This window comes from Archangium violaceum, assembly GCF_016859125.1.
GTDB classification, from domain to species: Bacteria; Myxococcota; Myxococcia; order Myxococcales; family Myxococcaceae; genus Archangium; species Archangium violaceum_A.
In genome coordinates this window covers 3,079,489-3,100,454 of record NZ_CP069338.1, presented here as the reverse complement: position 1 = coordinate 3,100,454, position 20,966 = coordinate 3,079,489, and the positions used below count along the sequence as shown (strand labels likewise).

At 67.5% G+C, this 20,966-nt stretch carries 18 protein-coding genes and 6 tRNA genes; 18 read left to right on the top strand and 6 right to left on the bottom strand.

Translation table 11 applies throughout. The annotated features are described in order from the left end of the window. Nucleotides 1-270 precede the first annotated feature (270 nt). The 3 genes from JQX13_RS13325 to JQX13_RS13315 all read right to left on the bottom strand — a co-directional run bounded on the left by JQX13_RS13325 (nt 271) and on the right by JQX13_RS13315 (nt 2,651). Nucleotides 271-870: a hypothetical protein gene (locus tag JQX13_RS13325; protein WP_203409372.1), complete on the bottom strand. Its 600-nt coding sequence runs from the start codon at nt 868-870 to the stop codon at nt 271-273. A gap of 44 nt (nt 871-914) precedes the next feature. Beyond that, nucleotides 915-1,541, bottom strand: coding sequence for a hypothetical protein (locus tag JQX13_RS13320; protein ID WP_239014728.1), 627 nt, complete (start codon nt 1,539-1,541; stop codon nt 915-917). Nucleotides 1,542-1,685: 144 nt separating this feature from the next. Further along, nucleotides 1,686-2,651 carry a bestrophin family protein gene (locus JQX13_RS13315; RefSeq protein WP_203409371.1) on the bottom strand — a complete coding sequence of 322 codons (966 nt, stop codon included), beginning with the start codon at nt 2,649-2,651 and terminating at the stop codon, nt 1,686-1,688. A gap of 112 nt (nt 2,652-2,763) precedes the next feature. Here JQX13_RS13315 and JQX13_RS13310 point away from each other — a divergent pair, with 112 nt between their 5' ends. The 3 genes from JQX13_RS13310 to JQX13_RS13300 all read left to right on the top strand — a co-directional run bounded on the left by JQX13_RS13310 (nt 2,764) and on the right by JQX13_RS13300 (nt 8,606). After that, a complete protein-coding gene (locus JQX13_RS13310; protein ID WP_203409370.1) occupies nt 2,764-3,417 on the top strand; it encodes a carbonic anhydrase in 654 nt (217 codons plus the stop codon). Between the two features lie 87 nt (nt 3,418-3,504). Beyond that, nucleotides 3,505-6,828, top strand: a complete 3,324-nt coding sequence (locus tag JQX13_RS13305) for an amidohydrolase family protein (RefSeq protein WP_203409369.1) — start codon at nt 3,505-3,507, stop codon at nt 6,826-6,828. A gap of 254 nt (nt 6,829-7,082) precedes the next feature. Next, entirely contained in the window at nt 7,083-8,606 is a 1,524-nt protein-coding gene (locus tag JQX13_RS13300) for a S8 family serine peptidase (protein ID WP_203409368.1), read from the top strand. A gap of 59 nt (nt 8,607-8,665) precedes the next feature. Here the strand turns inward: JQX13_RS13300 and JQX13_RS13295 are convergent, their stop codons facing one another. Next, on the bottom strand, nt 8,666-9,823 hold the full coding sequence (locus JQX13_RS13295) for an SGNH/GDSL hydrolase family protein (RefSeq protein WP_203409367.1): 1,158 nt from the start codon (nt 9,821-9,823) through the stop codon (nt 8,666-8,668). 46 nt (nt 9,824-9,869) lie between these two features. Further along, complete coding sequence (locus JQX13_RS13290) at nt 9,870-10,754, bottom strand: oxygenase MpaB family protein (RefSeq protein WP_203409366.1); 885 nt, start codon at nt 10,752-10,754, stop codon at nt 9,870-9,872. A gap of 190 nt (nt 10,755-10,944) precedes the next feature. On the opposite strand from JQX13_RS13290, the gene JQX13_RS13285 reads away from it, so the two are divergent. Further along, the gene (locus JQX13_RS13285; RefSeq protein ID WP_203409365.1) at nt 10,945-11,394 is read left to right on the top strand and encodes a universal stress protein; all 450 of its coding nucleotides are present in this window, start codon (nt 10,945-10,947) and stop codon (nt 11,392-11,394) included. 122 nt (nt 11,395-11,516) lie between these two features. After that, nucleotides 11,517-12,977, top strand: coding sequence for a M20/M25/M40 family metallo-hydrolase (locus JQX13_RS13280; protein ID WP_203409364.1), 1,461 nt, complete (start codon nt 11,517-11,519; stop codon nt 12,975-12,977). A 7-nt stretch (nt 12,978-12,984) separates the two neighbouring features. Here JQX13_RS13280 and JQX13_RS13275 read toward each other — a convergent pair whose 3' ends face one another. After that, a complete protein-coding gene (locus tag JQX13_RS13275) occupies nt 12,985-14,436 on the bottom strand; it encodes an amidase (RefSeq protein WP_203409363.1) in 1,452 nt (483 codons plus the stop codon). 229 nt (nt 14,437-14,665) lie between these two features. Here JQX13_RS13275 and JQX13_RS13270 point away from each other — a divergent pair, with 229 nt between their 5' ends. The 13 genes from JQX13_RS13270 to JQX13_RS13210 all read left to right on the top strand — a co-directional run bounded on the left by JQX13_RS13270 (nt 14,666) and on the right by JQX13_RS13210 (nt 20,815). Then, entirely contained in the window at nt 14,666-15,451 is a 786-nt protein-coding gene (locus JQX13_RS13270; protein ID WP_203409362.1) for a WecB/TagA/CpsF family glycosyltransferase, read from the top strand. A gap of 71 nt (nt 15,452-15,522) precedes the next feature. Beyond that, nucleotides 15,523-16,644: an acyltransferase family protein gene (locus JQX13_RS13265; protein WP_203409361.1), complete on the top strand. Its 1,122-nt coding sequence runs from the start codon at nt 15,523-15,525 to the stop codon at nt 16,642-16,644. A 33-nt stretch (nt 16,645-16,677) separates the two neighbouring features. Continuing rightward, complete coding sequence (locus JQX13_RS13260) at nt 16,678-17,958, top strand: carbamoyl-phosphate synthase (protein WP_203409360.1); 1,281 nt, start codon at nt 16,678-16,680, stop codon at nt 17,956-17,958. 127 nt (nt 17,959-18,085) lie between these two features. Continuing rightward, nucleotides 18,086-18,733: a HEAT repeat domain-containing protein gene (locus JQX13_RS56265; RefSeq protein ID WP_430384173.1), complete on the top strand. Its 648-nt coding sequence runs from the start codon at nt 18,086-18,088 to the stop codon at nt 18,731-18,733. Further along, nucleotides 18,703-19,056, top strand: a complete 354-nt coding sequence (locus tag JQX13_RS13250) for a hypothetical protein (RefSeq protein WP_203409358.1) — start codon at nt 18,703-18,705, stop codon at nt 19,054-19,056. Before JQX13_RS56265 ends, JQX13_RS13250 begins: the two co-directional genes overlap by 31 nt. Before the next feature lie 154 nt (nt 19,057-19,210). Beyond that, entirely contained in the window at nt 19,211-19,363 is a 153-nt protein-coding gene (locus JQX13_RS13245) for a hypothetical protein (protein WP_203409357.1), read from the top strand. Between the two features lie 99 nt (nt 19,364-19,462). Beyond that, a tRNA-Gln gene (locus JQX13_RS13240) sits at nt 19,463-19,535 on the top strand. A gap of 19 nt (nt 19,536-19,554) precedes the next feature. Next, nucleotides 19,555-19,624, top strand: a tRNA-Cys gene (locus JQX13_RS13235). 115 nt (nt 19,625-19,739) lie between these two features. Continuing rightward, nucleotides 19,740-19,812: transfer RNA gene (locus tag JQX13_RS13230), tRNA-Thr, on the top strand. Nucleotides 19,813-19,835: 23 nt separating this feature from the next. Further along, nucleotides 19,836-19,907, top strand: a tRNA-Gly gene (locus JQX13_RS13225). Between the two features lie 10 nt (nt 19,908-19,917). Further along, nucleotides 19,918-19,991, top strand: a tRNA-Arg gene (locus JQX13_RS13220). A gap of 12 nt (nt 19,992-20,003) precedes the next feature. After that, nucleotides 20,004-20,077, top strand: a tRNA-Arg gene (locus JQX13_RS13215). A gap of 231 nt (nt 20,078-20,308) precedes the next feature. Next, entirely contained in the window at nt 20,309-20,815 is a 507-nt protein-coding gene (locus tag JQX13_RS13210) for a glutathione S-transferase family protein (protein WP_203412010.1), read from the top strand. The last annotated feature ends 151 nt before the right edge of the window (nt 20,816-20,966 follow it).

The following is a 20,966-nucleotide window of genomic DNA, read 5'->3' as shown; positions in this document are numbered from 1 at the left end:
TACGTTCCTCCCAGGCCCGACTCGGACCTGGTGTGCGACACCGCACCGCATCATGACCCAAAGAGACAGACGTGTCTTGCAGCCGGGCGGGCGGGCCTCTGCTGGAGGACGCGAAGGTTTACCAGGAGGAGCCGGACTCGGCGCGGCCTACTTTTAACGAGAGGTGCTGGGGCGCGCTCGTTCGTCGTGCAGGTGACGGGGTGGGGCGGGGTGGGTGCGTACTCTGCGTGTGTGGTGCTGAGAATGTTGGCGTGGGTGGACGATTTTGAATCAGCCTTCGTCTTGTGAGCCCGGCAGCGAGGAGGGCGACGGTTTGTTTTCGATGGGCTCATAGCCGGGGACGACACCCGGCTGCGCTGGAACACCCCGAGGGCCGGCATCCGGTGGTTCCGGGCTCGGTGGCGACTCGGGTTGACCATCGAAGAGGCGCCGGAGGATGCGGCCATCGGAGCTGATGGCGTACTGCGCACCGGAGTCCAGAGCCATGACCTGCTGTCCGCAGCGTTCGGGGTCCTCATCGATCCGCACGAAGACGATGTCGTCCTGACGAATCACGCGATACGTGTGCGCGGCTTGGGTTGCCCAGCAAGGAGGGTTCTTCGCTCCTGGCGGCAGGAAATCGTCGGCTGCGATCTGGATGGCGCGGAGCACCGTGCCGTCCAATTCAAGTGTTCCACCATCCGTTTCCACCCTGAAGGGAGCGTGCTCATGGAACCGTGGAAACCGGATGGACGGATCCTCTGCCAGAACCGCCTCGTTCTGGGAAGCGCAGCCGAACAGGGACATGAGCGTGGAACATCGACTCCGCGCGCAGCCAGAGAGAAGGAGACCCAGTCCCGCGACGAGAATCTTTGCCTTGACGGAATGCATCTCTACGTTTCCATGGGGTGCTGCGGGGCAGGGAATACAGGGCGTCAGTTCTTCTCGATGCGGTAGGATTCCGAATCCGTCCAGATCACGGTCGCGGTCGACTTGCGGTCCCACATTCCCCTCTCGTCGACGGTCCATTTGAGGATCTGGCCGGTCAAGGGTGCATATTGATAGAAGCCATCGCACCTGGGTGGCTTGTTGTTCGAGAAAAAGGCCACGATGCTGAGTGGGACCTTCTGCTTCTTGGTTTGTACTTCAAATCCGTGAATCCGGCCCATGTCGACGATGAACCGGATGTCGAGTTCCGTGAGTGTGTCTGTATACGGGTGGTTGTGCAGGACGAAGACATAGCCGAGACCCTCCGCCGGATAGCGTGGATCCTCCACGAAAGCAGGAAGATCACATCGTCTTTTCTTTGAGTCGTCTTGTACCGCGCTCGCCGCGAGCATGCTCAGTTCATAATTGCCGTCGGGCGTGTGGTACAGCCAAGCGCAATACTCGGTTGAGAGCCGCCAGTACAAATCGAAATTCGGGTCATCGGGTCGGCCGGCGGTTGCGTGCGGCTTCTCGAGAATGAGAGGGCAGGCGGAGAGCAGCGCATCCGAGTAGTTTTGAAATGGCCCGAAACCAGGCATCGGCCCGGGGATGCGGCTCAGCCGTTCTCCCGGCATGGGTTGTACAACGCCGGGGATGGGCGTGGCCGCGGAGCACCCGATACATGAAAGAAGAATGAGCAGATACCTTGTTCTGGGGACCATTCTCGCACTCGAATGGGAAGGGTCCCATACCTGGAAAGGCCCGTCGAGCGGTTGCCCTCATCCCTCCGTGTGCCAGGGCCGGGAGAACGCGGGGGCGTTTTCATGGGTCCGTGGCATCGGGAGCGCCTCCTCCGCCTCGAGCAGCGCGAGCAGGTTTCCCTGGATGGTGTCGCAGATGGGATCGAGCGGCAGGTGGCTGAGGTTCCTCGGGGAGAAGGGGTTCTGCAGCTCGACGGCGATCTGGTCGATGCCCAGCAGCGGGTAGGCCACGAGCGCGGTCACCAGGCCGGGGACCCACCACAACTCCCCCACGACGGCGATGGGCAGTCCCAGGAGATAGAGGACGATGAAGCGCCGCAGCTTGACGGTGTGGACCTGCGGCAGGGGCGTCTTGAGGATGCGCTCGCATCCGCCCAGGTGATCCATGAGCTGGGCCCGCTCGCGGTCGGCCGCGAGGAAGGCGAAGCGGTCCATCCCGTGATGCTCGACGGCCTCGCGCAGCAGGCCGCCGAGGGCATGGGCGACGAACGTGGGCATGTGTTGAGCCCGGGCGATGCGATCCGCGGCGCCCGTGTCCTGGAGCAGGAGGATCAGCTCCGTCACTTCCCGCTCGCCGCGCAGGCTTCGCCGGGCCACGTGGCTGAAGGCGGCCGTCCACCGCACGAACCGCTCGCGCCACTCCCGGTCCCTGGGGCCGTAGCTCAGCCCCGCGATGGCCAGGTTGCGCGACTGGTTGACGATGCCGCCCCACAGCTTGCGTGCCTCCCACCAGCGCTCGTAACCCCCGTTGGTGCGCAGCACCAGCAGCAGCGCCAGGAAGGCGCCGGTGTACTCCACGGGCCCGCGCTCCAGACTGCTCCAGCCGTACACCACGTGGACGAGCCCGACGAGCAATCCATAGAGCCCGAACAGGAGCACCTGTGGCATCACGATCGGGGTGACCGCGCCCTGCCAGGTGAAGGCGTCCTTCCAGAAGCGCTTCTTCTCCAGGTATCCCTTGGATGTGTTCGAGTTCCACTGCATCCTGGAAACGCTAGGTACCCCTCCGGGACGCGACAAGGAGGGTAGCGGGCTAGCGGGCGTCGGGTGCGAATCCCATCGGGCAGCACCATTCATGGAGGGAAGGAGTCCGGATATGACCATCGCTGGTGTTCCTCCCGCCCCGCTTCCCGCCGACCAGGCACTCGTGCGCCTGCAAGAAGGCAACCGTCGTTTCTGCCAGAACGTGCGCAGCCTGGATGTCGCGGTCGGACAGTCCGCGCGCGCCTCGTTGGTGGCCGGGCAGCATCCCTTCGCCATCATCCTCTCGTGCTCCGACTCGCGCGTGCCCTCGGAGATCGTCTTCGACCAGGGGTTGGGAGACCTCTTCGTCATCCGCGTGGCGGGCAACGTCGTGGCGCCCTCGCTGGTGGGGAGCGTGGAGTTCGCGGCGGCCACCTTCGGCACTCGCCTGGCGGTGGTGATGGGCCACTCGCACTGTGGTGCCATCAAGTCCACGCTGGACTTCATCCAGCACCGGGTGGGGGCGCCCTCGGACAACATCCTCGACCTGGTGGAACGGTGCCGGCCCGCGGTGGAGAGCGTGGTGCACGCCGCGGGGCAGGAGGCGGACAGGGAGCGCCTCATGCGCGAGGCCGTGCGCGCCAACGTCCGTCAGTCGTGCGCCCATCTGCGCCACGGCAGCCGCCTGCTCGAGCGGCTCATCCAGGAGGAGGGAATGCGCATCGTCGGTGCCGAGTACTCGCTGGAGACCGGCCAGGTCGACTTCTTCGAGGGACTGGAGCGCTAGCCGGCCCGCCCGCTTCACCGCGCTCCACACGTGCCCTCGTCGGGGTAGGCTGCGTTCCCCATCACGCAAGACCGACGAGGATCCGGAGTGAATCGACTGAGCCTTCGTTGCCTCGCGCTCGTGCTCACGAGTGCGTTGCCTCTCTCCGCCCGCGCGCAGGCGCCGGCCCCCCTCCCCGTGAAGCCCCCGGTTCCCCTGCCGGCGAAGGACGCGGGCAAGCCCGAGGAGAAGAAGCCCGAGGAGAAGTGGGACGTGAACGCGCCCGGCTTCCCGACCACCCAGGTGGACCTCGACGTCACCGAGGGCACGTGGATGAGCCTGGACGTGAGCCCCAGGGGCGACGAGCTCGTCTTCGACCTGCTCGGAGACATCTACGCGCTCCCCATCACCGGCGGTGAGGCGAAGGCGCTCACGAGCGGCATCGCCTGGGACATGCAGCCGCGCTACAGCCCGGACGGGAAGTCCATCGCCTTCACGAGCGACCGGGGCGGCGGGGACAACATCTGGGTGATGAAGCGGGACGGGAGCGAGCCCACGGCGGTGACGCAGGAGAAGTTCCGCCTGCTCAACAGCCCCGCGTGGTCTCCGGACGGGCAGTTCCTCATCGCGCGCAAGCACTTCACCTCGCGGCGCTCGCTGGGCGCGGGCGAAATCTGGATGTACCACCGCTCGGGCGGTGACGGCGTGCAGCTCACCGAGCGTCCCAATGATCAGAAGGACGTGGGCGAGCCCGTGTTCTCCCCGGACGGCCGCTATGTCTACTACAGCCAGGACGTCACGCCCGGGAAGACGTTCGAGTACAACAAGGACCCGAACACAGAAATCTATGTCATCCAGCGGCTGGACCTGGACACGCGGGAGACGGAGCGCTTCGTGACGGGTCCGGGCGGCTCCATCCGTCCCACGCCCTCTCCGGATGGGAAGTCGCTGGCGTTCGTGCGCCGGGTGCGCGGTAGGAGCACGCTGTACGTGGCGGACCTGGCGAGCGGCGCCGAGCGGCCCCTCTACGACGGGCTCGAGCGCGACATGCAGGAGACGTGGGCCATCCACGGCGTGTACCCGACGATGGCGTGGACGCCGGACAACAGGTCGCTGGTGTTCTGGGCGGGCGGCAAGCTGCAGCGCATCGACGTGGCGACGAAGAAGGTGACGCCGATTCCCTTCCGCGTGCGCGGCACCCGCGCCATCGCCGAGGCGGTGCGTTTCCCTCAGGCGGTGGCGCCCGACAGGTTCCCGGTGAAGATGCTGCGCTGGGTGCAGGTGTCTCCCAAGGGGAACAAGGTGGTGTACCAGGCGCTCGGGCACCTGTACGTGCGCGATCTGCCGAACGGTACGCCCCGGCGCCTGACGAAGCAGACGGAGCACACGGAGCTGTACCCGTCGTTCTCGCGGGACGGCAAGAGCATCGTCTACACGACGTGGGACGACGAGAAGCTCGGGAGCATCCGGGTGGTGCCGGTGACGGGCGGGGAGGGCCGCGTGGTGACGTCGCGGCCGGGGCACTACGTCGAGCCGGCGCTCTCTCCGGACGGCAGGTCCATCGTCTACCGGGCCATTGGTGGCGGCTACCTGCGCAGCGGGCTCTACAGCCGCGACCAGGGCCTGTTCGTGATTCCGGCCTCGGGCGGCACGCCGCGCCGGCTGTCGAAGGAGGGCGAGCAGCCGCACTTCGGCGCGGGCTCGGAGCGGGTGTTCTTCCTGACGGTGGACTACCGGGAGAAGGACGACGAGCGCGCGCTCGAGAGCATCCGCCTGGACGGGAGCGAGCAGCGCACGCACGTGACGAGCGACGAGGCGACGGAGTACCGGGTGTCACCGGACGAGAAGTGGGTGGCGTTCCGGGAGAACTTCAACGCGTTCCTCATGCCGTTGCCGCGCGGGGCGAAGGGCGCGGTGGCGAGCCCCGAGACGAAGGCGCTGCCGGTGTCGAAGGTGTCGCGCGACGCGGGCGAGTGGCTGCACTGGTCGGGTGACGGCAAGCGGCTGCACTGGGCGCTGGGCCCCGAGCTGTACACGCGCGAGCTGAAGGACAGCTTCCGCTTCCAGGAGGGCGCGCCGGAGAAGCTGCCGGACGCTCCGGAGAAGGGGGTGAACATCGCCTTCGAGGCGAAGACGGACGTGCCCGAGGGCACGCTGGCGCTGGTGGGAGGCCGCGTCATCACCATGAAGGGGGACGAGGTCCTCGAGGATGGCGTGGTGGTGGTGAAGGGCAACCGCATCACCGCGGTGGGCCCGAGGGGGAAGGTGGCGGTGCCGGCGGGGGCGAAGGTGCTGGACGTGAAGGGCAAGACGTTGATGCCGGGCCTGGTGGACGTGCACTGGCACGGGGCGATGGGGGACGAGGGCATCCTCCCGGAGCAGAACTGGAAGCTGCTCTCCTCGCTGGCGTTCGGCGTGACGACGGTGCACGACCCGTCCAACGACACGGAGTCCATCTTCGCCACGAGCGAGTTGGTGAAGTCGGGGGACATGATGGGGCCGCACGTCTTCTCCACGGGCACCATCCTGTACGGGGCGTCGGGGGCGTTCCGCGCGCCCATCGAGACGCTGGAGGACGCGCGCTCGCACCTGCGGCGGATGAAGGCGGTGGGGGCCTTCAGCGTGAAGAGCTACAACCAGCCGCGGAGGGATCAGCGGCAGAAGGTGCTCCAGGCGGCGCGCGAGCTGCAGATGATGGTGGTGCCGGAGGGCGGCTCGCTCTACCAGCACAACATGACGATGGTGGTGGACGGACACACGGGCGTCGAGCACTCGGTGCCGGTGTCGCGGGCGTACGAGGACATGCTGCAGCTCTGGTCGCGCAGCGGGACGGGCTACACCCCGACGATCATCGTGGGGTACGGCGGCGTCTGGGGTGAGAACTACTGGTACCAGAAGACGAACGTGTGGGAGGACAAGCGGCTCCTGGCGTTCGTACCGAGGCGGGTGGTGGATTCGCGCAGCCGGCGGCCGGTGATGGCGCCGGAGGACGAGCTCAACCACTTCCGGGTGGCCGAGGTGACGAAGGCGCTGAACGACCGGGGCGTGAGCGTGCAGCTGGGCGCGCATGGCCAGCGTGAGGGCCTGGGGGCGCACTGGGAGCTGTGGATGTTCGGCCAGGGCGGGATGAAGCCGCTGCAGGCGCTGAGGGCGGCGACGCTGTCGGGGGCGCACTACCTCGGACTGGACGGGGACATCGGCTCGCTGGAGGCGGGCAAGGTGGCGGACCTGCTGGTGCTGGACAAGAACCCGCTGGAGGACCTGCGGAACAGCACGTCCATCCAGTACACGATGGTGGGCGGGCGGCTGTTCGACGCGATGTCGCTGAACGAAGTGGGTGGCCGTGCGCGCAAGCGCGAGCCGCTCTTCTTCGAGCGCGAGGGCCAGGAGGCCTGGGGCCCGACGACGACGATCAGCACACACGAGGACTGATCACCCTCTCCCACCGGGAGAGGGCGGGGGGTGAGGGTTCCCGGACCCCTGGTTGAACCCCACCCCGACCCCGAGCCACCCACCTCTCACTGTTCCAACGCAGCTCCGCTCACAAGAGCCGACACGGGTAAAAACCGTCCAGACTGGAACATTGCAATTCTACGATTCTCTATTTATAAGAGAATGCGTAGGCAACGCCGGAACACGGGCCTATGAAGCCAACCCGGTAATTCCCCCCAGACTGGAGTAGCCCAATGAAGAAGTTGTCCTTGATGGGAGCGCTGGCTGTTCTGTCCGCGTGCACGTCCGAGGTTTCCACGGAGGCGCAGGCACTCGGTTCACAGAAGGCGGATCTCTCCGAGACCCAGCGCGTCATCGTGAGCTTCAGGAAGGGGGCGGACCGGGCGAAGGTGATCTCCGCCGCGGGCGGCAAGGAGCTGCTCGCCATCCACGGGATGAACGCGTCGGCGGTGGAGCTGCCGGTGCGTGCCCTGGATGCGCTGAGCAAGAACCCGGCCGTCGAGTTCGTCGAGGAGGACGCGCCCCGCAGGCTGCTGTCCCAGAGCACGCCGTACGGCATCGACCAGGTGCAGGCCCCGCTGGTGTGGCCGTCGGCCACGGGCGCCAACCGGAAGATCTGCATCATCGACTCCGGCCTGTACGCCGCCCATGAGGATCATCAGAGCGGCAAGGCGATCACCGGCTACCCCGCCGGTTGGAACACCGACAAGTGCCACCACGGCACGCACGTGGCGGGCTCCATCGCCGCGGTGAACAACAGCACGGGCGTGGTGGGCGTGCTCCCCAACGGCGTCGACCTGCACATCATCAAGGTGTTCGGGGATGACTGCGCCTGGACCTACGCCTCCTCCCTGGCGGACGCGGCCAACCGCTGCGTGAGCGCGGGCGCCAACGTCATCAGCATGAGCCTCGGTGGTAGCACCAAGAGCAGGACCGAGGAGACCGCCTTCAAGAACGCGTGGAGCTCCGGCCTCATCTCGGTGGCCGCGGCGGGCAACGACGGCAACAACCGCATGAGCTATCCCGCCTCCTACCCGAGCGTCATCTCGGTGGGCGCGGTGGACGCCAACAAGCAGATCGCCAGCTTCTCGCAGTACAACTCCGAGGTGGACATCGCGGCTCCGGGCGTGGGCGTGGTCTCCACGGTTGGCGCGGTGGACAACAACACCCTCACCGTCGCCGGTACCACCTACTCCGGTGGCTACATCACCGGGGCGGCCCGCACCGCAGGCGTGACGGGCACGCTGGTGGACGGCGGTCTGTGCGACAGCGTGGGCGCCTGGAGCGGCAAGGTGGTGCTCTGCCAGCGCGGCACCATCAGCTTCGCGGACAAGGTGAACAACGTGAAGTCCGGCGGGGGTATCGGCGCGGCCATCTACAACAACGTCTCGGGTGGCTTCGCGGGCACGCTGGGTGATGGCGTCACGAGCACCATCCCGGCCATCTCGCTGAGCCAGGAGGACGGCAACGCCATCATCGCCGCGGGCGGCATCGGCCAGTCGGCCACGGAGGTCAGCCTGCTCACCGAGCCGGCCAGCGGGTACGAGGCCTACGACGGCACGTCCATGGCGACCCCGCACGTCTCCGCGGTGGCGGCCCTGGTCTGGAGCTACGACACCAGCTGGACCAACACCCGCGTCCGCGCCGCGCTCGAGAAGAGCGCCCAGGACCTCGGCGCGGCCGGCCGTGACAACTACTACGGCAACGGCCTGGTGCAGGCGAAGGCCGCTCTGGACTACGCCATCGCCAACCCGTAACGCGGCGTAAAGCCTCTCACCCCACGGGCGGGCTCCTCACGGGGTCCGCCCGTTTCTTGTCAGAGGCCGCCGTGTTGCTCGATGAACGTGGACAACTGGTCGGCCATGGCCGCGTGGCCCTCGGCGGTGGGGTGCCAGTCCTCGCCGTACGTGTCGCTCGGGATGGACGCGGTATCGTAGGCGAAATAGAGGACGTTGGGGTCTCCCAGGGATTTGACCATCTCCGAGATGTACTCCCGCGCCAGGGTCCAGTGATTGCGGCCTTCCGGGTAGGTGTCATTCATCGTCGGACCGATGGTGCAGACGATCTTCGCCGCGGGGTACAGCTCGCGCAGCTTCCGGACGAAGTTCTCGTAGGCCGTCTGGAAGGCCTCCTTGGGCGGAGCGCTCGGCGTGCCGCTCTCGTCGAGCACGTTGAAGTCGTTGTTGCCCAGGTTGATGACGATGAGGTCGGGGGAGAACAACGTCGTGTCGAAGCGCGGCGCCTCGCTGTCCTCCCTGTTGGGGTAGATGCGCTCGTAGACGTAGGGGAACGCCTTGCCCTCCGTCGCGCCATCGACGTTGCGGTAGATGCCGGCACCCAATAGGCACGTGGTCACCACCTCGGCGTCGAACCTGCGGCCGAGCAGGGTGCCATACGCCTGGGACACGTCCTCGTTCTTCGCGTGGTAGCCTGTGTTGGGCCCGGTGTAGTCGGGGCCGGGGGGGATGCGCTCCTCGTTGCCGTAGCCGCAGGTGATGGAATCGCCGATGACCTCGAGCTTCTTCGGGCGCCAGCCGGGGGGATCCACGAGGACGCCCTGCAGGCTGACGCCGAGGAACCGGACGCTGCCGGCATGGGGCCCGGTGCGCTTGACGATCTCGATGGTGTGCTCGCCCTTCTTCAGGCCGCGCACGCCGCGCAGCAGCTCCGCGTCCTGCTTCAGCTCGACCTTCGCCTTCGTCTCGCCGTCGACGATGATGTTGACCCAGTTGGTGTTCGACTCTCCGCCCCCGCCCAGGTCCTTGAATGCCACGTCCACGCCGGTGCAGTTGCAGCGGAAGCGGTGGGTGACGCCCGGGTAGGCATACGTGGGCCCGTCGGGGGTCTTCCAGTCGATGCGCCCGATGTGCTGAATCTTCTCGTCATTCGAGTTGTAGTCGAACCAGGGCTCGAACGGCGCGCAGCCGGCCATGGCGAGGATCGGCAGCAGCCAGGGAAGGCGGGGGCGGATCATCCGTGATTCCTCCTGGCGGAGAGTATCGCGCGGAGTGCGGGGAGCGTCACCCGCCGTGTCCCGGGCCGTGTGGCTCCTGGGGGGGCGAGCTCGCGGGGCCGAGCCGCTCGATGTCATATCCGTGCGGGTAGCTCACGTGTGGTAGCCGCGTGATGAGTCGGGGGTGTTTGCGCTCGGGGAAGTAGCGCAGCGCGTGGCTCCGGGCGCGCAGCAGGCCCGGCACGGCGAGCCGTACGGGGAGGGGCGCGGGGGGAAAGCCGAAGGCCTCGCGCAGCGAATCATCCATCATCGCGTGGACGGCGGGCTGGCCGAGCTGGCGCAGCGGCCGGGGCAGGTACCAGCTCAGGAACAGCTCGCGCGTGGCCTCGCCGACGCGGCGGTTGCTCTCCGAGTAGCGGAAGTGGGCGCGCTCGTACTCCACGTTGAAGCGCTCGAAGGCCTCGTAGGTGGAGGGGATGTCGTGGATGTTCATCATCCGCCCCACGTTGCGCCAGAAGAACCAGTTGGCCAGGCGCTCGTGCTCGCTGTAGGGGCGCCAGCCGAAGCGGTCGATCCACCGGCGCGGCTCGAAGACGAAGGTGGAGAGGACGTAGAGGTAGTCCTCGTTGGAGATGCGGAAGCGGTGGTGGATTTGATTCATCCGCCGGATGGCGCGCCGGCCGCGCTCGCTGTCGTAGCCGTGCTCGATGAACTCGGCGATGAGCAGCTCGGTGTCGTCATAGCGCTTCTGGGTGCGCTGGACGAACTCACCGGAGAAGTCGAGCAGGCCGCTGATACTCGGGACGGCGAAGGTGCGGAAGAGGGCGAACTCCAGGGCCTTGCGGCTGTCCCAGGGGAAGTCGTGGTACCAGCTCAGGACGAGGATGCGCTGAGCATCCCTCTCCGGGTCGAGCCGCTGGATTCGTTCGAGGATGGTGCGTCGGAAGAGCATGGGTGGGGACTCCCGGGAAACCTTTAACGGAGTGCGTCGAGCCTTGCACCTGCCTGCTGGGGCGGGTGCAGGAATTGCGTCGGGTGCGCGGGTACGCAGCATTTGCGCTCCCCGGGTGGCCCCTTCCGAGGGAGCGCGGGTGGGAACGGCCATTGCACCAGGAGGGAGGGACCCGACCCTGGAGTGAACCATGAGCAAGATCCATCGAATCCTCGTGCCAGTCGACTTCTCCGAGACCTCGAAGCGGGCCTTGGACTACGCGTACTTCTTCGCGAACCGTTTCGACGCGAAGCTGGACGTGTTGCACGTGTGGCGGCCGTCCGAGTACGCGGGCGACGAGATGGTGGTGCTCACGCGCAGCGAGCCCGAGCTCACGCTGTCCACCTTCCTGCGCAACCACGCGGATCAACAGCTCTCGGCCTTCCTGAAGAACGTGCCGCACTCGAAGCAGATGCTGGAGGCGGGTGAGCCCGCGCACGTCATCGCGAAGGTGGCGGCGGAGGGCGGGTATGACCTCATCGTGATGGGCACACACGGGCGCACGGGCCTGTCGCACATGATGATGGGCAGCGTGGCCGAGAAGGTCGTCCGGCTGGCGTCCTGCCCGGTGCTCACGTATCGCACTCCCGTGGAGAAATAGGTAGCCGGAGTGGAACCCGGGGAAGCAGGCGGGCCGGACGGGGCGTCAACCCACCGAGGTGCTTGCGAGGAGGCGCCCGCGGGACGAGAGTTCGCGCAGCCCTCTCTCCCCGGAGCTCCGACGTGCCCTCGGCCCTTCCCCTGTCCGCCGCGCTGCTTTCCCTGCTCACCGCCCCGCCGAAGGCCCCGGCGACCGCGACGAAGGACACGGGCCCCTCGCCGCAGGTGGCGGAGCGGCTCATCGGCGCGGCGCTCACGGAAGGCCATGCCTATGCGCGCCTGGCCGAGCTGACCGACGGCATCGGTCCGCGCCTGTCCGGCTCGGAGGGCGCCGAGGCCGCGGTGCAGTGGGCGAAGCGGAGCTTCGAGGCGGACGGCGTGAAGGTGTGGCTGGAGCCGGTGAAGGTGCCGCGCTGGGTGCGAGGTGAGGAGAGTGCCCGGGTGCTCGCCTCGAACCGGTTCCGAGAGCACCCGCTGTCCATCATGGCGCTGGGCGGCAGCGTGGGGACGCCCGCGGGGGGCCTCACCGCCGAGGTCATCGAGGTGCGCTCGTTCGAGGAGGTAGCGGCCCTGGGTGACAAGGTGAAGGGGAAGATCGTCTTCTTCAACCACGCCATGGCCGAGGCCGCGGACTACGGCAGATACGCGGGGCTGCGCACGCGGGGCGCGTCGGTGGCGGCGAAGGCGGGGGCGGTGGGGGCGCTGGTGCGCTCGCTGGCCACGGCGTCGCTGCGCTCACCGCACACGGGGGCCATGCGCTACGAGGACGGCGTGGCGCAGGTGCCGTCCGCGGCGGTGTCGGTGGAGGACGCGGAGCTGCTGCACCGGCTGCTGGCGGGCGGGCCGGTGAAGGTGGAGCTGAAGCTGGGCTGCAAGACGCTGCCGGACGCGGACTCCTTCAACGTGGTGGCCGAGGTGAAGGGCCGCGAGAGGCCCCAGGAGGTGGTGCTGCTCGGGGCGCACCTGGACTCGTGGGACGTGGGCACGGGCGCGCACGACGACGGCGCGGGCGTGACGATGGTGATGGAGACGGCGCGGCTGCTCGCGAAGCTGAAGCCGGCGCCGCGGCGCACGGTGCGCGTGGTGCTCTTCATGAACGAGGAGAACGGCCTGCGCGGGGGCAGGGCCTACGCCGAGGCGCACGCGGCGGAGCTGGCCAACCACGTGGCGGCGTTGGAGATGGACTCGGGAGGTGGCAGGCCGCTGGGCGTGGCGCTGCGCGCGGGCCCCGGGGGCGAGGAGCTGGTGCGTCCGTGGCTGCGTCCGCTCGAGGCGCTGGGGGCGGGCAGGCTGCTCCCGGGCGAGGCGGGAGGCGCGGACATCTCGCCGTTGATTCCGGCGCGAGTGCCCTTCGTGGGCGTGCGGGTGGACAGCAGCCGCTACTTCGACGTGCACCACTCGCACGCGGACACGCTGGACAAGGTGGACCCGAAGGACCTGGCGCAGAGCACGGCGGCGCTGGCGTGGGTGAGCTACGTGCTGGCCGAGGTGCCGGGCGTGCTGCCCCGCCCCGAGGCTCCTCCGGCCGAGGCCCCGAAGGCTCCGGCCGCGCCGGTGGGAGCCCCGAAGCCGTCGGCCCCCTGAGGCGCCGTCAGTACCCGGGCGGCTTGCGGAAGTCGCCCGTGAGCTCCACGAGGGACTCGGAGAAGGCGAGCAGCTCCTCGTCGCGCCACCGCCGGCCGACGAGCTGGACGCCCAGCGGTAGGGGTGAGTCCGCCAGCTTCGGGAGGGGCACCACGACCACGGGGTGGCCGGTGAGGTTGAACAGGGTGGTGAAGCCACAGGTGGCGGTGATGTAGGGCACCTGTTTGCCCTCCACGTTGATCCACTCGCCGCTGCGCCGGTGGGTGAAGGCCTGGCTCACGGTGACGGGACACAGCCAGGCGTCCCACTCGGACAGGAAGGCCTCCACCTGCCCGGTGATGCGGTCGTGGATGGCGAGCGCCTCGGCGTAATCGGACATGCTGCCCCGCACGCCGCGCACGATGCCGCGGTTGAGGATGGCGTCGCCGGGCATGGCGTTGAAGCGGATGCTGAAGATGAAGCGCGCCACGGCCTGCATCTCCGAGCCGAGCTCCGCGCCGAGCACGCGGCCCCACACCTCCCATGCCTCCTCGAGGTCCAGCCCCCTGGGCCCACGGCGCTCCACGTGGCAGCCCTGCGCTTCCAGGGTGCGCGCCAGCTTGTCCATGGCGGTGCGCGTCTCGCGCGTCACGGGCAGGCCGCCGAAGTCATCCGTCCAGGCGACGCGGTAGGAGCGCAGCTCGCGAGGCGGGACGTCGCGGAGGGGCACGGGAGGCACGTCCCAGTCCTCGTCATCCGGGCCCGCGAGCAGCTTCAATCCCAGCTTCAAGTCCTCCACGCAGCGCGCGAGCGGCCCGGCGGCGCCCTCGTAACGCACCCCGCGGGGGCGGCCGGGGAGCGGGGGGATGTGACCGGAGATGGGGACGCGGTGCTCGGTGGGCTTGAAGCCGAAGATGCCACAGTAGTGGGAGGGGACGCGGATGGAGCCGGCCAGGTCGCTGCCCACCTCGAGGGGCGTCATCCCCGAGGCCACCGCCGCGGCGCCTCCGCCGGTGCTGCCTCCGGGGGTGCGCGACTCGTCCCAGGGGTTGCTGGCCCGGCCGAAGAGGTGGCCACTCGTCTGCAAGTCCAGCGTGAGCGTGGGCAGGTTCGTCTTGCCGAGGAGGATGGCTCCCGCCTGCTTCATCCGCGCCACCACGGTGGCGTCGTGCGTGGGCACGTACGTACTCAGCCGCTTGTAGCTGCTGGTGGTGCGCACCCCGGCCGTCATGAAGGAGTCCTTGATGGTGAAGGGCACCCCGTGCAGGGGGCCCCAGGACTCTCCGCGGGCGAGCGCCTCGTCGGCCTCACGGGCTCGGGCGCGGGCGCGCTCCTCGTCGAGCGTGACGATGGCGTTGAGGCGGGAGTTGTGCCGGGAGATCTGCGCCAGATGCGCCTCCAACAGTTCGCGGGCGGACACCTCGTGGGTGCGCACCAGGGCCGCGAGCCGGTGGGCCGGAAGGAAGTTGAGCTCCTGCATGAGGGCGCCGCCCTTCTGCGCTGCGTCGTGGACGCCAGAAGCTAGGCACGGGGCACGAGTGGCTTCGGCATCCAGTGTCCTGGAGTCCCTCCCATGCGTTCACCAGCGAGCGGAGGGCCCGCGAGGTTCGTCGGCGGCGGACATTCCGGGGTCCCCCGTCCGGGTCTCCGCGAGTCCCTCCCGGATGTTCCGGTTTCCGCTATCTTCCGGACAGGGAGGAGGAGGACACATGGCAACCCCGGGGGAGACGAAGTCGGAGCGGTCGCGCAATTTCATGACGTTGATGGACCGCATCCGTGTCATCGACGACGAGGCGGCGGAGCGGGCGCTGCTCGACGAGCTCACCCGGCCCGGGAGGCCCTTCATCCTGTCCTTCGTCAACGCGCACGCGGTGAACCTGGGGTGGAATCAGCCAGGGATGCTGGACGGGCTGCTGCGCTCGGACATGCTGTTGCGTGACGGCATCGGGGTGAAGCTGGGCATGAAAGCGTTCAGCCGGCCGTATGGGCTGAACATGAATGGCACGGACTTCATCCCCAAGCTCGCCCGTGCGTACAAGGGGCGGCGGGTGGCGCTCTTCGGCACGCGCTCGCCGTGGTTGGACAACGCGCGGCGCACGCTGGAGGAGTGGGGGCTGGACATCGTGGCCTGCCATGACGGCTTCGACGCGCCGGAGACGTACGTGCGGCTGGCCACCGGGACGAAGCCGGAGCTCATCATCATGGCGATGGGCATGCCCAAGCAGGAGGCGGTCTCGGTGCAGCTGCGCGAGGCGCTCTCGCACCCGGTGCTCATCGTCAATGGGGGCGCCATCCTGGACTACATCGGCGGCAAGGTTCCGCGGGCGCCGCTCGTCATGCGCAAGGTGGGGATGGAGTGGCTGTTCCGTCTGGCGGTGGAGCCCCGGCGGCTGTTCAGCCGCTACGTCCTTGGCATCCCCATCTATTTCTCGCACGTGGCGGAGGTCCGCATGTCGGGGGGCGCGGACCAGACGGGCGGGCGGGCGGTGCGCTAGCGTGTCTGCCCGGAGGCCGGGGCTGGCCCTCTTGTGGGTCGTCGGGAATTCTGCGTTCCTAATGGGCGGACATGGAATCCGCCAAAGCCGCCCATCAGGCCTTTCTTCGCACCAAGACCTTCGGAGCCCTGGACGGGCTGCGAGCCCTCGCCATCCTCGCCGTGGTGCTCTACCACGTGCTGGAAGCGCGAGAGGGCCTCGTGGGGCGCTTCTACCTGAGCGTCTCGCTCTTCTTCGCCATCAGCGGCTTCCTCATCACCACGCTGCTGCTGCGCGAGCGCGAGACGACGGGCTCCATCTCCCTCAAGGGCTTCTACGCCCGGCGCTCGCTGCGCATCTTCCCGCTCTACTACGCGGTGACGTTCCTCTACATCGTGCTCGTCTTCTTCTTCGAGCAGGACATGGTGGTGCGCGGCGCGTTCTTCGACAACCTGAAGTACTACCTCACGTACACGTCGAACTGGTTCATCAAGCTGGAAGAGGGCCGCATCATCTTCTACTTCGCGTGGTCCATGGCCACCGAGGAGCAGTTCTACCTGATGTGGCCCTTCGTGGTGCGTTACTTCAAGACGACGTGGGGACCGGTGGTCTTCATGTCGGGCATGCTCGCGGTGGCCATCTTCATGGACTGGGCCACGAAGACGGGCTTTCTCGACACCCGGCTGCTGTGGGTGCGCATCCTCGCCAGCATCTCCGTCTCCGTGTGCATGGGCTGCCTGGCGGCGTACCTGACGCACTACCCCAAAGTCTTCGAGTGGACGTGGAAGGTGCTGGGGCAGGTGTGGAGCGTGCCGGTGGTGGTGGTGCTGGTGTTCTTCGCCATCTACAACCACGACACGCCGCTGTGGATTTCCTCGCTGCTGCTCACGGCGATGGTGATTGCGATGTGCATCCGGCCCGACCACGTGCTCGCGCCGCTGGTGGACCACAAGTGGCTGCGCTACATGGGCTCCATCACCTACGGCATCTACCTGCTGCACATGATTTCGCTGAACATCGTGCGCCGGGTGGTGCCGCACAACCTGATTCTCTACTACGTGCTGACGATGCTCCTGAGCGTCGGCCTGGCGACGCTGAGCTACCGCTACTTCGAGAAGCCCTTCCTGAAGCTGAAGAACCGCTTCGACTGGCGCGACAAGAAGCCGCAGCCGGCCGCCGAGCCGGTGGCGAGCACCCCGGTCAACCCGGGCTAGCGCTGGCGCGCTGAGGACACGAGGAATCGATACATGAACACACAGGCGCGTCCTCCCATCCTGCTGACGATGGCCGACTACTACGGCACGCTCGCCGCGGTGCGGTGCCTGGGTCGGCTGGGCATTCCCATCACCATGGCCGAGTCCAAGCTGCTGGCGCCCGCGCGCTGGAGCCGGTACGTGACGCGGCGGGTGGAGTGCCCGGACGTGGGAGACTCGGAGGCCTTCCTGGAGTGGCTGCTGCGCTTCGGTGAGGCCGAGCCGGGGCACGTGCTGTACCCCACGAGCGATGACATGGCGTGGCTGTTCGCCCTGCGCCGCGAGGAGCTGTCGAAGCATTTCCGCATGTACCAGCCGGACGTGGACGTCATCTACGGGCTGTTGAACAAGAAGACGCTCCACGACCAGTGCAAGGAGGTGGGGCTGGACGTGCCGGACACGTGGTTCCCGGAGGGTGAGGCGGACCTGGAGAAGGTGGCGGCCGAGGCGCGCTTCCCGGTGCTACTCAAGCCCCGGACGCAGATTCTGTTCGAGAGCCACGTGAAGGGCGCGCAGGTGGAGCGCGCGAGCGAGTTGTTGCCGCGCTACCGCGAGTTCCTGGAGCGCAACAAGTACGGGCGCAAGCTGTTGGAGTACGACGCGCGGGCGAACCGGCCGATGGTGCAGGCCTTCTACACGGAGGCGGCGCAGAACATCTTCAGCCTGAGCGGCTTCGTGGACCGGACGGGCGAGCTGTTCGTGGCGCGCGGGGCGGTGAAGGTGTTGCAGCGTCCGCGCAAGCTGGGCATCGGCCTGTGCTTCGAGGACGTGCCGGTGGACGCGGGGCTCGCGGAGAAGGTGCGGGCGCTGTGCAAGAAGCTGGGCTACCACGGCACGTTCGAGGTCGAGTTCATCCGGGCCGGAGGCAAGCAGCTGCTCATCGACTTCAACCCGCGCTTCTACAGCCAGATGGGCTTCGACATCGCGCGGGGGAGTCCGCTGCCGCTGTTCGTGTACGAGGCGGCGTGCGGGCACGAGGAGCGGCTGGGCGAAGAGGCGAAGGAGACGCTCGGCTGGAAGGGAGGGGGGCAGTACATCTACTGCCACCGGGGCATCTTCGAGCTGCTCTTGAGGGCGCAGGGGCTGTCGGGGCGGCTGTCCTCGGACGAGGTGAAGCACTGGCGCGAGTGGTACGCGCGCAACCGGGAGCACGCGGTGGACGCGGTCATCGACACGGGCGACTGGGTGCCGTGGATGGTGGACACGGCCATGCACCTGCGCACGTACGTGCGCTACCCGAAGTTCTTCATCCGCAGCATGGTGCTGGACCGGTAGGCGCGCTCCGAGCCCAACTCCCCAATCGTCACATTTCTGTCAAACACCCCTGGCGTGCGCGAGGGAGGGGGCCTTTCCCGTCCGTACTGTCTGCGGTCAGAATCCTCCCTCGGGATGGGGGGGCTGAATGCAGCGACGAACTCTGATGTGGCTGAGGGTGTGTTGTTTCACCCTTCTGCTCGGGAGCAGTTCACAGGCCACGACCAGGGAAGGTCCCGCCGAGGCGCCGCCAACGCGGATTCGGGGACTGCTCGCGGCTCTGGACGATCCCGACCCTGAGATCGTCGTGAGAGCGCTGTTGCGGTTGAGCGAAAAGGAGCTCGCACAGCCTGGAGTTCGAGAACGGCTGGGGGTATTCGCTCGAGAGCCGCGCATGCGGGAGCTGTTGAATGCGAAGGACTGGCGCATCCAGCTTGCCACCATCTCTTCATTGAGCGTGCTGGGGATGGGATTGGAGCAAGCGCACCTTTCCTCGCTCGTCGACTGTTCACGAAACCAGTACGTCTGTCTGGAGTCGTTGGAGGCACTGCGGGAGATGGGGGATGCGGCCAGCGCGCTGGCGCCAACCGTTGCCAACCTCTTGCGGAGCGACGACAAGGACATCTGTTGGGCGGCACTGGAGGCGCTGGGGGCGATGGGGTCGGAGGCCGGAGCGCAGGCGCCTCTCGTCGCCAGGCTCCTGGAGGACGAGGACCTTCGAGGAGCGCCCTCTCGGAGAAGAAGTTTCGCCGGGAGTTGCAGCGGATGGAAGCCGCCAAGATGGTGGTGTGTCTGAAGTGGAAGACTCCCGACGGTGAGGAGCAGTGCGAGTGGCGCTTCCGCCACGGCAAGATTCATGAGTTCTTCATTGCCCAGACCTTCCTGGGGAAGGACAACCGGCGAGCAGTCAAGCACCTGAAGGATCCACGCTTCCGGGGCGTCTACCTGCTGCTCGCGTTGTTGCTGGAGCCGGAGCAGGCCCAGACCCTGCGCGATATGCTGGTGGAGCATGCTGCGGCGACGCACGATCACTCGGTGAGCGACGACTTCGTCACCCTGCTCAAGAAGCGGCAGAACGCGGAGAAGGCCCGGGACCATCGTTCCCGGGACGTCGCATGAGCGGGGGTGATGCGTCCTGGAGTGCCGGTGGCGCTTGTCCATGAGGAGTGAGGGCTCGCGTGCCTGCTTGTCCCCAAGCGTCGAAGGAAGATCCGCGTGGCGTGTCAGGACACATTTCCGGCCGCGTCTTTTCTCGATGAAAGGAGCGGTGACCATGACGACGGTGGCGATGCAGAGCGCGATGAACCCCAAGCACACTGAGAAATTTGCCGGTTGCATCGATTCGCTCCCGCGCACCCACGTGGTTGCCGCTCCGGTTTTCCGTGCCCGGCGCTGGCAGTATCGCGGTCGTCCACCCGGTTTCTGACCGTCAGCGCCTCTTCTCTCTCGAGGCGCTGTCGATCAGAGGCCGGGCTCCCGAAGGGGAACCCGGCCTCTCGTGTTTTCGAGCTTCATCTTCACTCATACCGGGATCGTCTAACTGGCGAGGATGGCGGGCTCTGACCCCGCAGGTGCAGGTTCGAAGCCTGCTCCCGGTGCACGCAGCATGCAGGACATGGCCCGTTCCGCCTGGGGCGGCAGCGGTTTGCAACACCGCGTGGGGCGGGTTCGACTCCCGCATGGGCCTCTCACGTCGCACCCGTCGTCTGTTGTTTGTTGTCTGTGTTCATAGGCCGCGCTCCGGGAGCAGCTTGGAATCCAAATCCGAGCGTGCAGGGTTCAACTCCTTGGCGGCCTGCCATGCCCTTGTAGCTCAGCTGGAGGAGCGCCGGTTTCGTAAACCGGAGGCCGTCGGTTCGAACCCGACCAGGGGCTCTCGCAGTACCGAAGGTCGTGTTGCTGCCGTGGCCGAGAGGTGAGGCACCTGAGCGCCACTCAGGACGATGCGGGTTCGAGTCCCGCCGGCAGCTTCTGTTTTCTGGTTCCGTAGCTCAGCGGATGAGAGCACACGGTTGCGAACCGTGGGGTCGCAGGTTCGAGTCCTGCCGGAACCACTTCTTCTTCTTGCCTCTGTAGCTCAGTGGATGAGAGCGCACGGCTCCGAACCGTGAGGCCGCAGGTTCAATTCCTGCCAGAGGCACTCGTTCAACGCGGAGAGGGGCCGGTGCCCCACCGGGTCTCATACGCCTGCGCCACAGGGTTCAACTCCCTGCTCCGCGACTTCTCATGCACGCCGAGCCAGCTGGAGACGGCGTCGGTTCCACACACCGATTTCGCTGGGTTCGATCCCCAGGGCGTGCACTTCGCGTGGGGTCGTGAGAGAAACGGCCGATGACGCCCAACCCTCGACGGCCACTGCCCGGTGGGACGGATGCCGGTCCTGGTGGACCGCGCCGCGAACCGGACCCTTCCCGAGTCCAGCATCATCATCGAATACCTGGATCGCCATCACCCGGGCGCGACGCCGCTGATTCCCGGAGAATTCGACCAGGCCCTCGAAGCGCGCCTGTGGGATCGCTTCTTCGATCTCCAGATCGCCGAGCCGATGCAGAAGATCGTCACCGACCGGATCCGCCCCAAAGGGCGCGGAGATCCACACGGTGTGGAGGTGGCCAGGGCTTCGTTGCTCACCGCCTATGGCCTGCTCGATCGACAGATGGCGAACCGGACCTGGGCCATTGGCGAGGCGTTCACCCTGGCGGACTGTGCCGCGGGCCCCGCCTTGTTCTACGCCGATTGGGTCGTGCCCATCACCCAGGCGCACTCGCACGTCAGGGCCTATCTGGACCGCCTGCTGAACCGGCCGTCCTTCGCCCGCGCCGTGGAGGAGGCTCGGCCCTATAGAGGTCTCTTTCCACAGCCGCGGACGGAGGACTGACGCCTACCCCGGCGCCCCGGCCCCGTGAGTGAGCGGAGGCGGGGCCGGGGCGCCTACGCGTCTGGCATGCGAGCGTGGGGAAGCCGTTCGCCGTCGCCGCGGAGCCCTTGTCGGAGTTGGGTGGAAGGCGTCGAGCGCGAAGTCGAGCTGC

What these genes read in the sequence shown, in the direction of transcription:
- JQX13_RS13325 (WP_203409372.1), bottom strand. Translation starts at nt 870, where the DNA reads ATGCATTCCGTCAAGGCAAAGATTCTCGTCGCGGGACTGGGTCTCCTT.
- JQX13_RS13290 (WP_203409366.1), bottom strand. Translation starts at nt 10,754, where the DNA reads ATGCTCTTCCGACGCACCATCCTCGAACGAATCCAGCGGCTCGACCCG.
- JQX13_RS13250 (WP_203409358.1), top strand. Translation starts at nt 18,703, where the DNA reads ATGGAAGCCGCCAAGATGGTGGTGTGTCTGAAGTGGAAGACTCCCGAC.
- JQX13_RS13260 (WP_203409360.1), top strand. Translation starts at nt 16,678, where the DNA reads ATGAACACACAGGCGCGTCCTCCCATCCTGCTGACGATGGCCGACTAC.
- JQX13_RS13270 (WP_203409362.1), top strand. Translation starts at nt 14,666, where the DNA reads ATGGCAACCCCGGGGGAGACGAAGTCGGAGCGGTCGCGCAATTTCATG.
- JQX13_RS13315 (WP_203409371.1), bottom strand. Translation starts at nt 2,651, where the DNA reads ATGCAGTGGAACTCGAACACATCCAAGGGATACCTGGAGAAGAAGCGC.
- JQX13_RS13265 (WP_203409361.1), top strand. Translation starts at nt 15,523, where the DNA reads ATGGAATCCGCCAAAGCCGCCCATCAGGCCTTTCTTCGCACCAAGACC.
- JQX13_RS56265 (WP_430384173.1), top strand. Translation starts at nt 18,086, where the DNA reads ATGCAGCGACGAACTCTGATGTGGCTGAGGGTGTGTTGTTTCACCCTT.
- JQX13_RS13320 (WP_239014728.1), bottom strand. Translation starts at nt 1,541, where the DNA reads ATGCCGGGAGAACGGCTGAGCCGCATCCCCGGGCCGATGCCTGGTTTC.
- JQX13_RS13310 (WP_203409370.1), top strand. Translation starts at nt 2,764, where the DNA reads ATGACCATCGCTGGTGTTCCTCCCGCCCCGCTTCCCGCCGACCAGGCA.
- JQX13_RS13275 (WP_203409363.1), bottom strand. Translation starts at nt 14,436, where the DNA reads ATGCAGGAGCTCAACTTCCTTCCGGCCCACCGGCTCGCGGCCCTGGTG.
- JQX13_RS13245 (WP_203409357.1), top strand. Translation starts at nt 19,211, where the DNA reads ATGACGACGGTGGCGATGCAGAGCGCGATGAACCCCAAGCACACTGAG.
- JQX13_RS13210 (WP_203412010.1), top strand. Translation starts at nt 20,309, where the DNA reads ATGCCGGTCCTGGTGGACCGCGCCGCGAACCGGACCCTTCCCGAGTCC.
- JQX13_RS13300 (WP_203409368.1), top strand. Translation starts at nt 7,083, where the DNA reads ATGAAGAAGTTGTCCTTGATGGGAGCGCTGGCTGTTCTGTCCGCGTGC.
- JQX13_RS13285 (WP_203409365.1), top strand. Translation starts at nt 10,945, where the DNA reads ATGAGCAAGATCCATCGAATCCTCGTGCCAGTCGACTTCTCCGAGACC.
- JQX13_RS13295 (WP_203409367.1), bottom strand. Translation starts at nt 9,823, where the DNA reads ATGATCCGCCCCCGCCTTCCCTGGCTGCTGCCGATCCTCGCCATGGCC.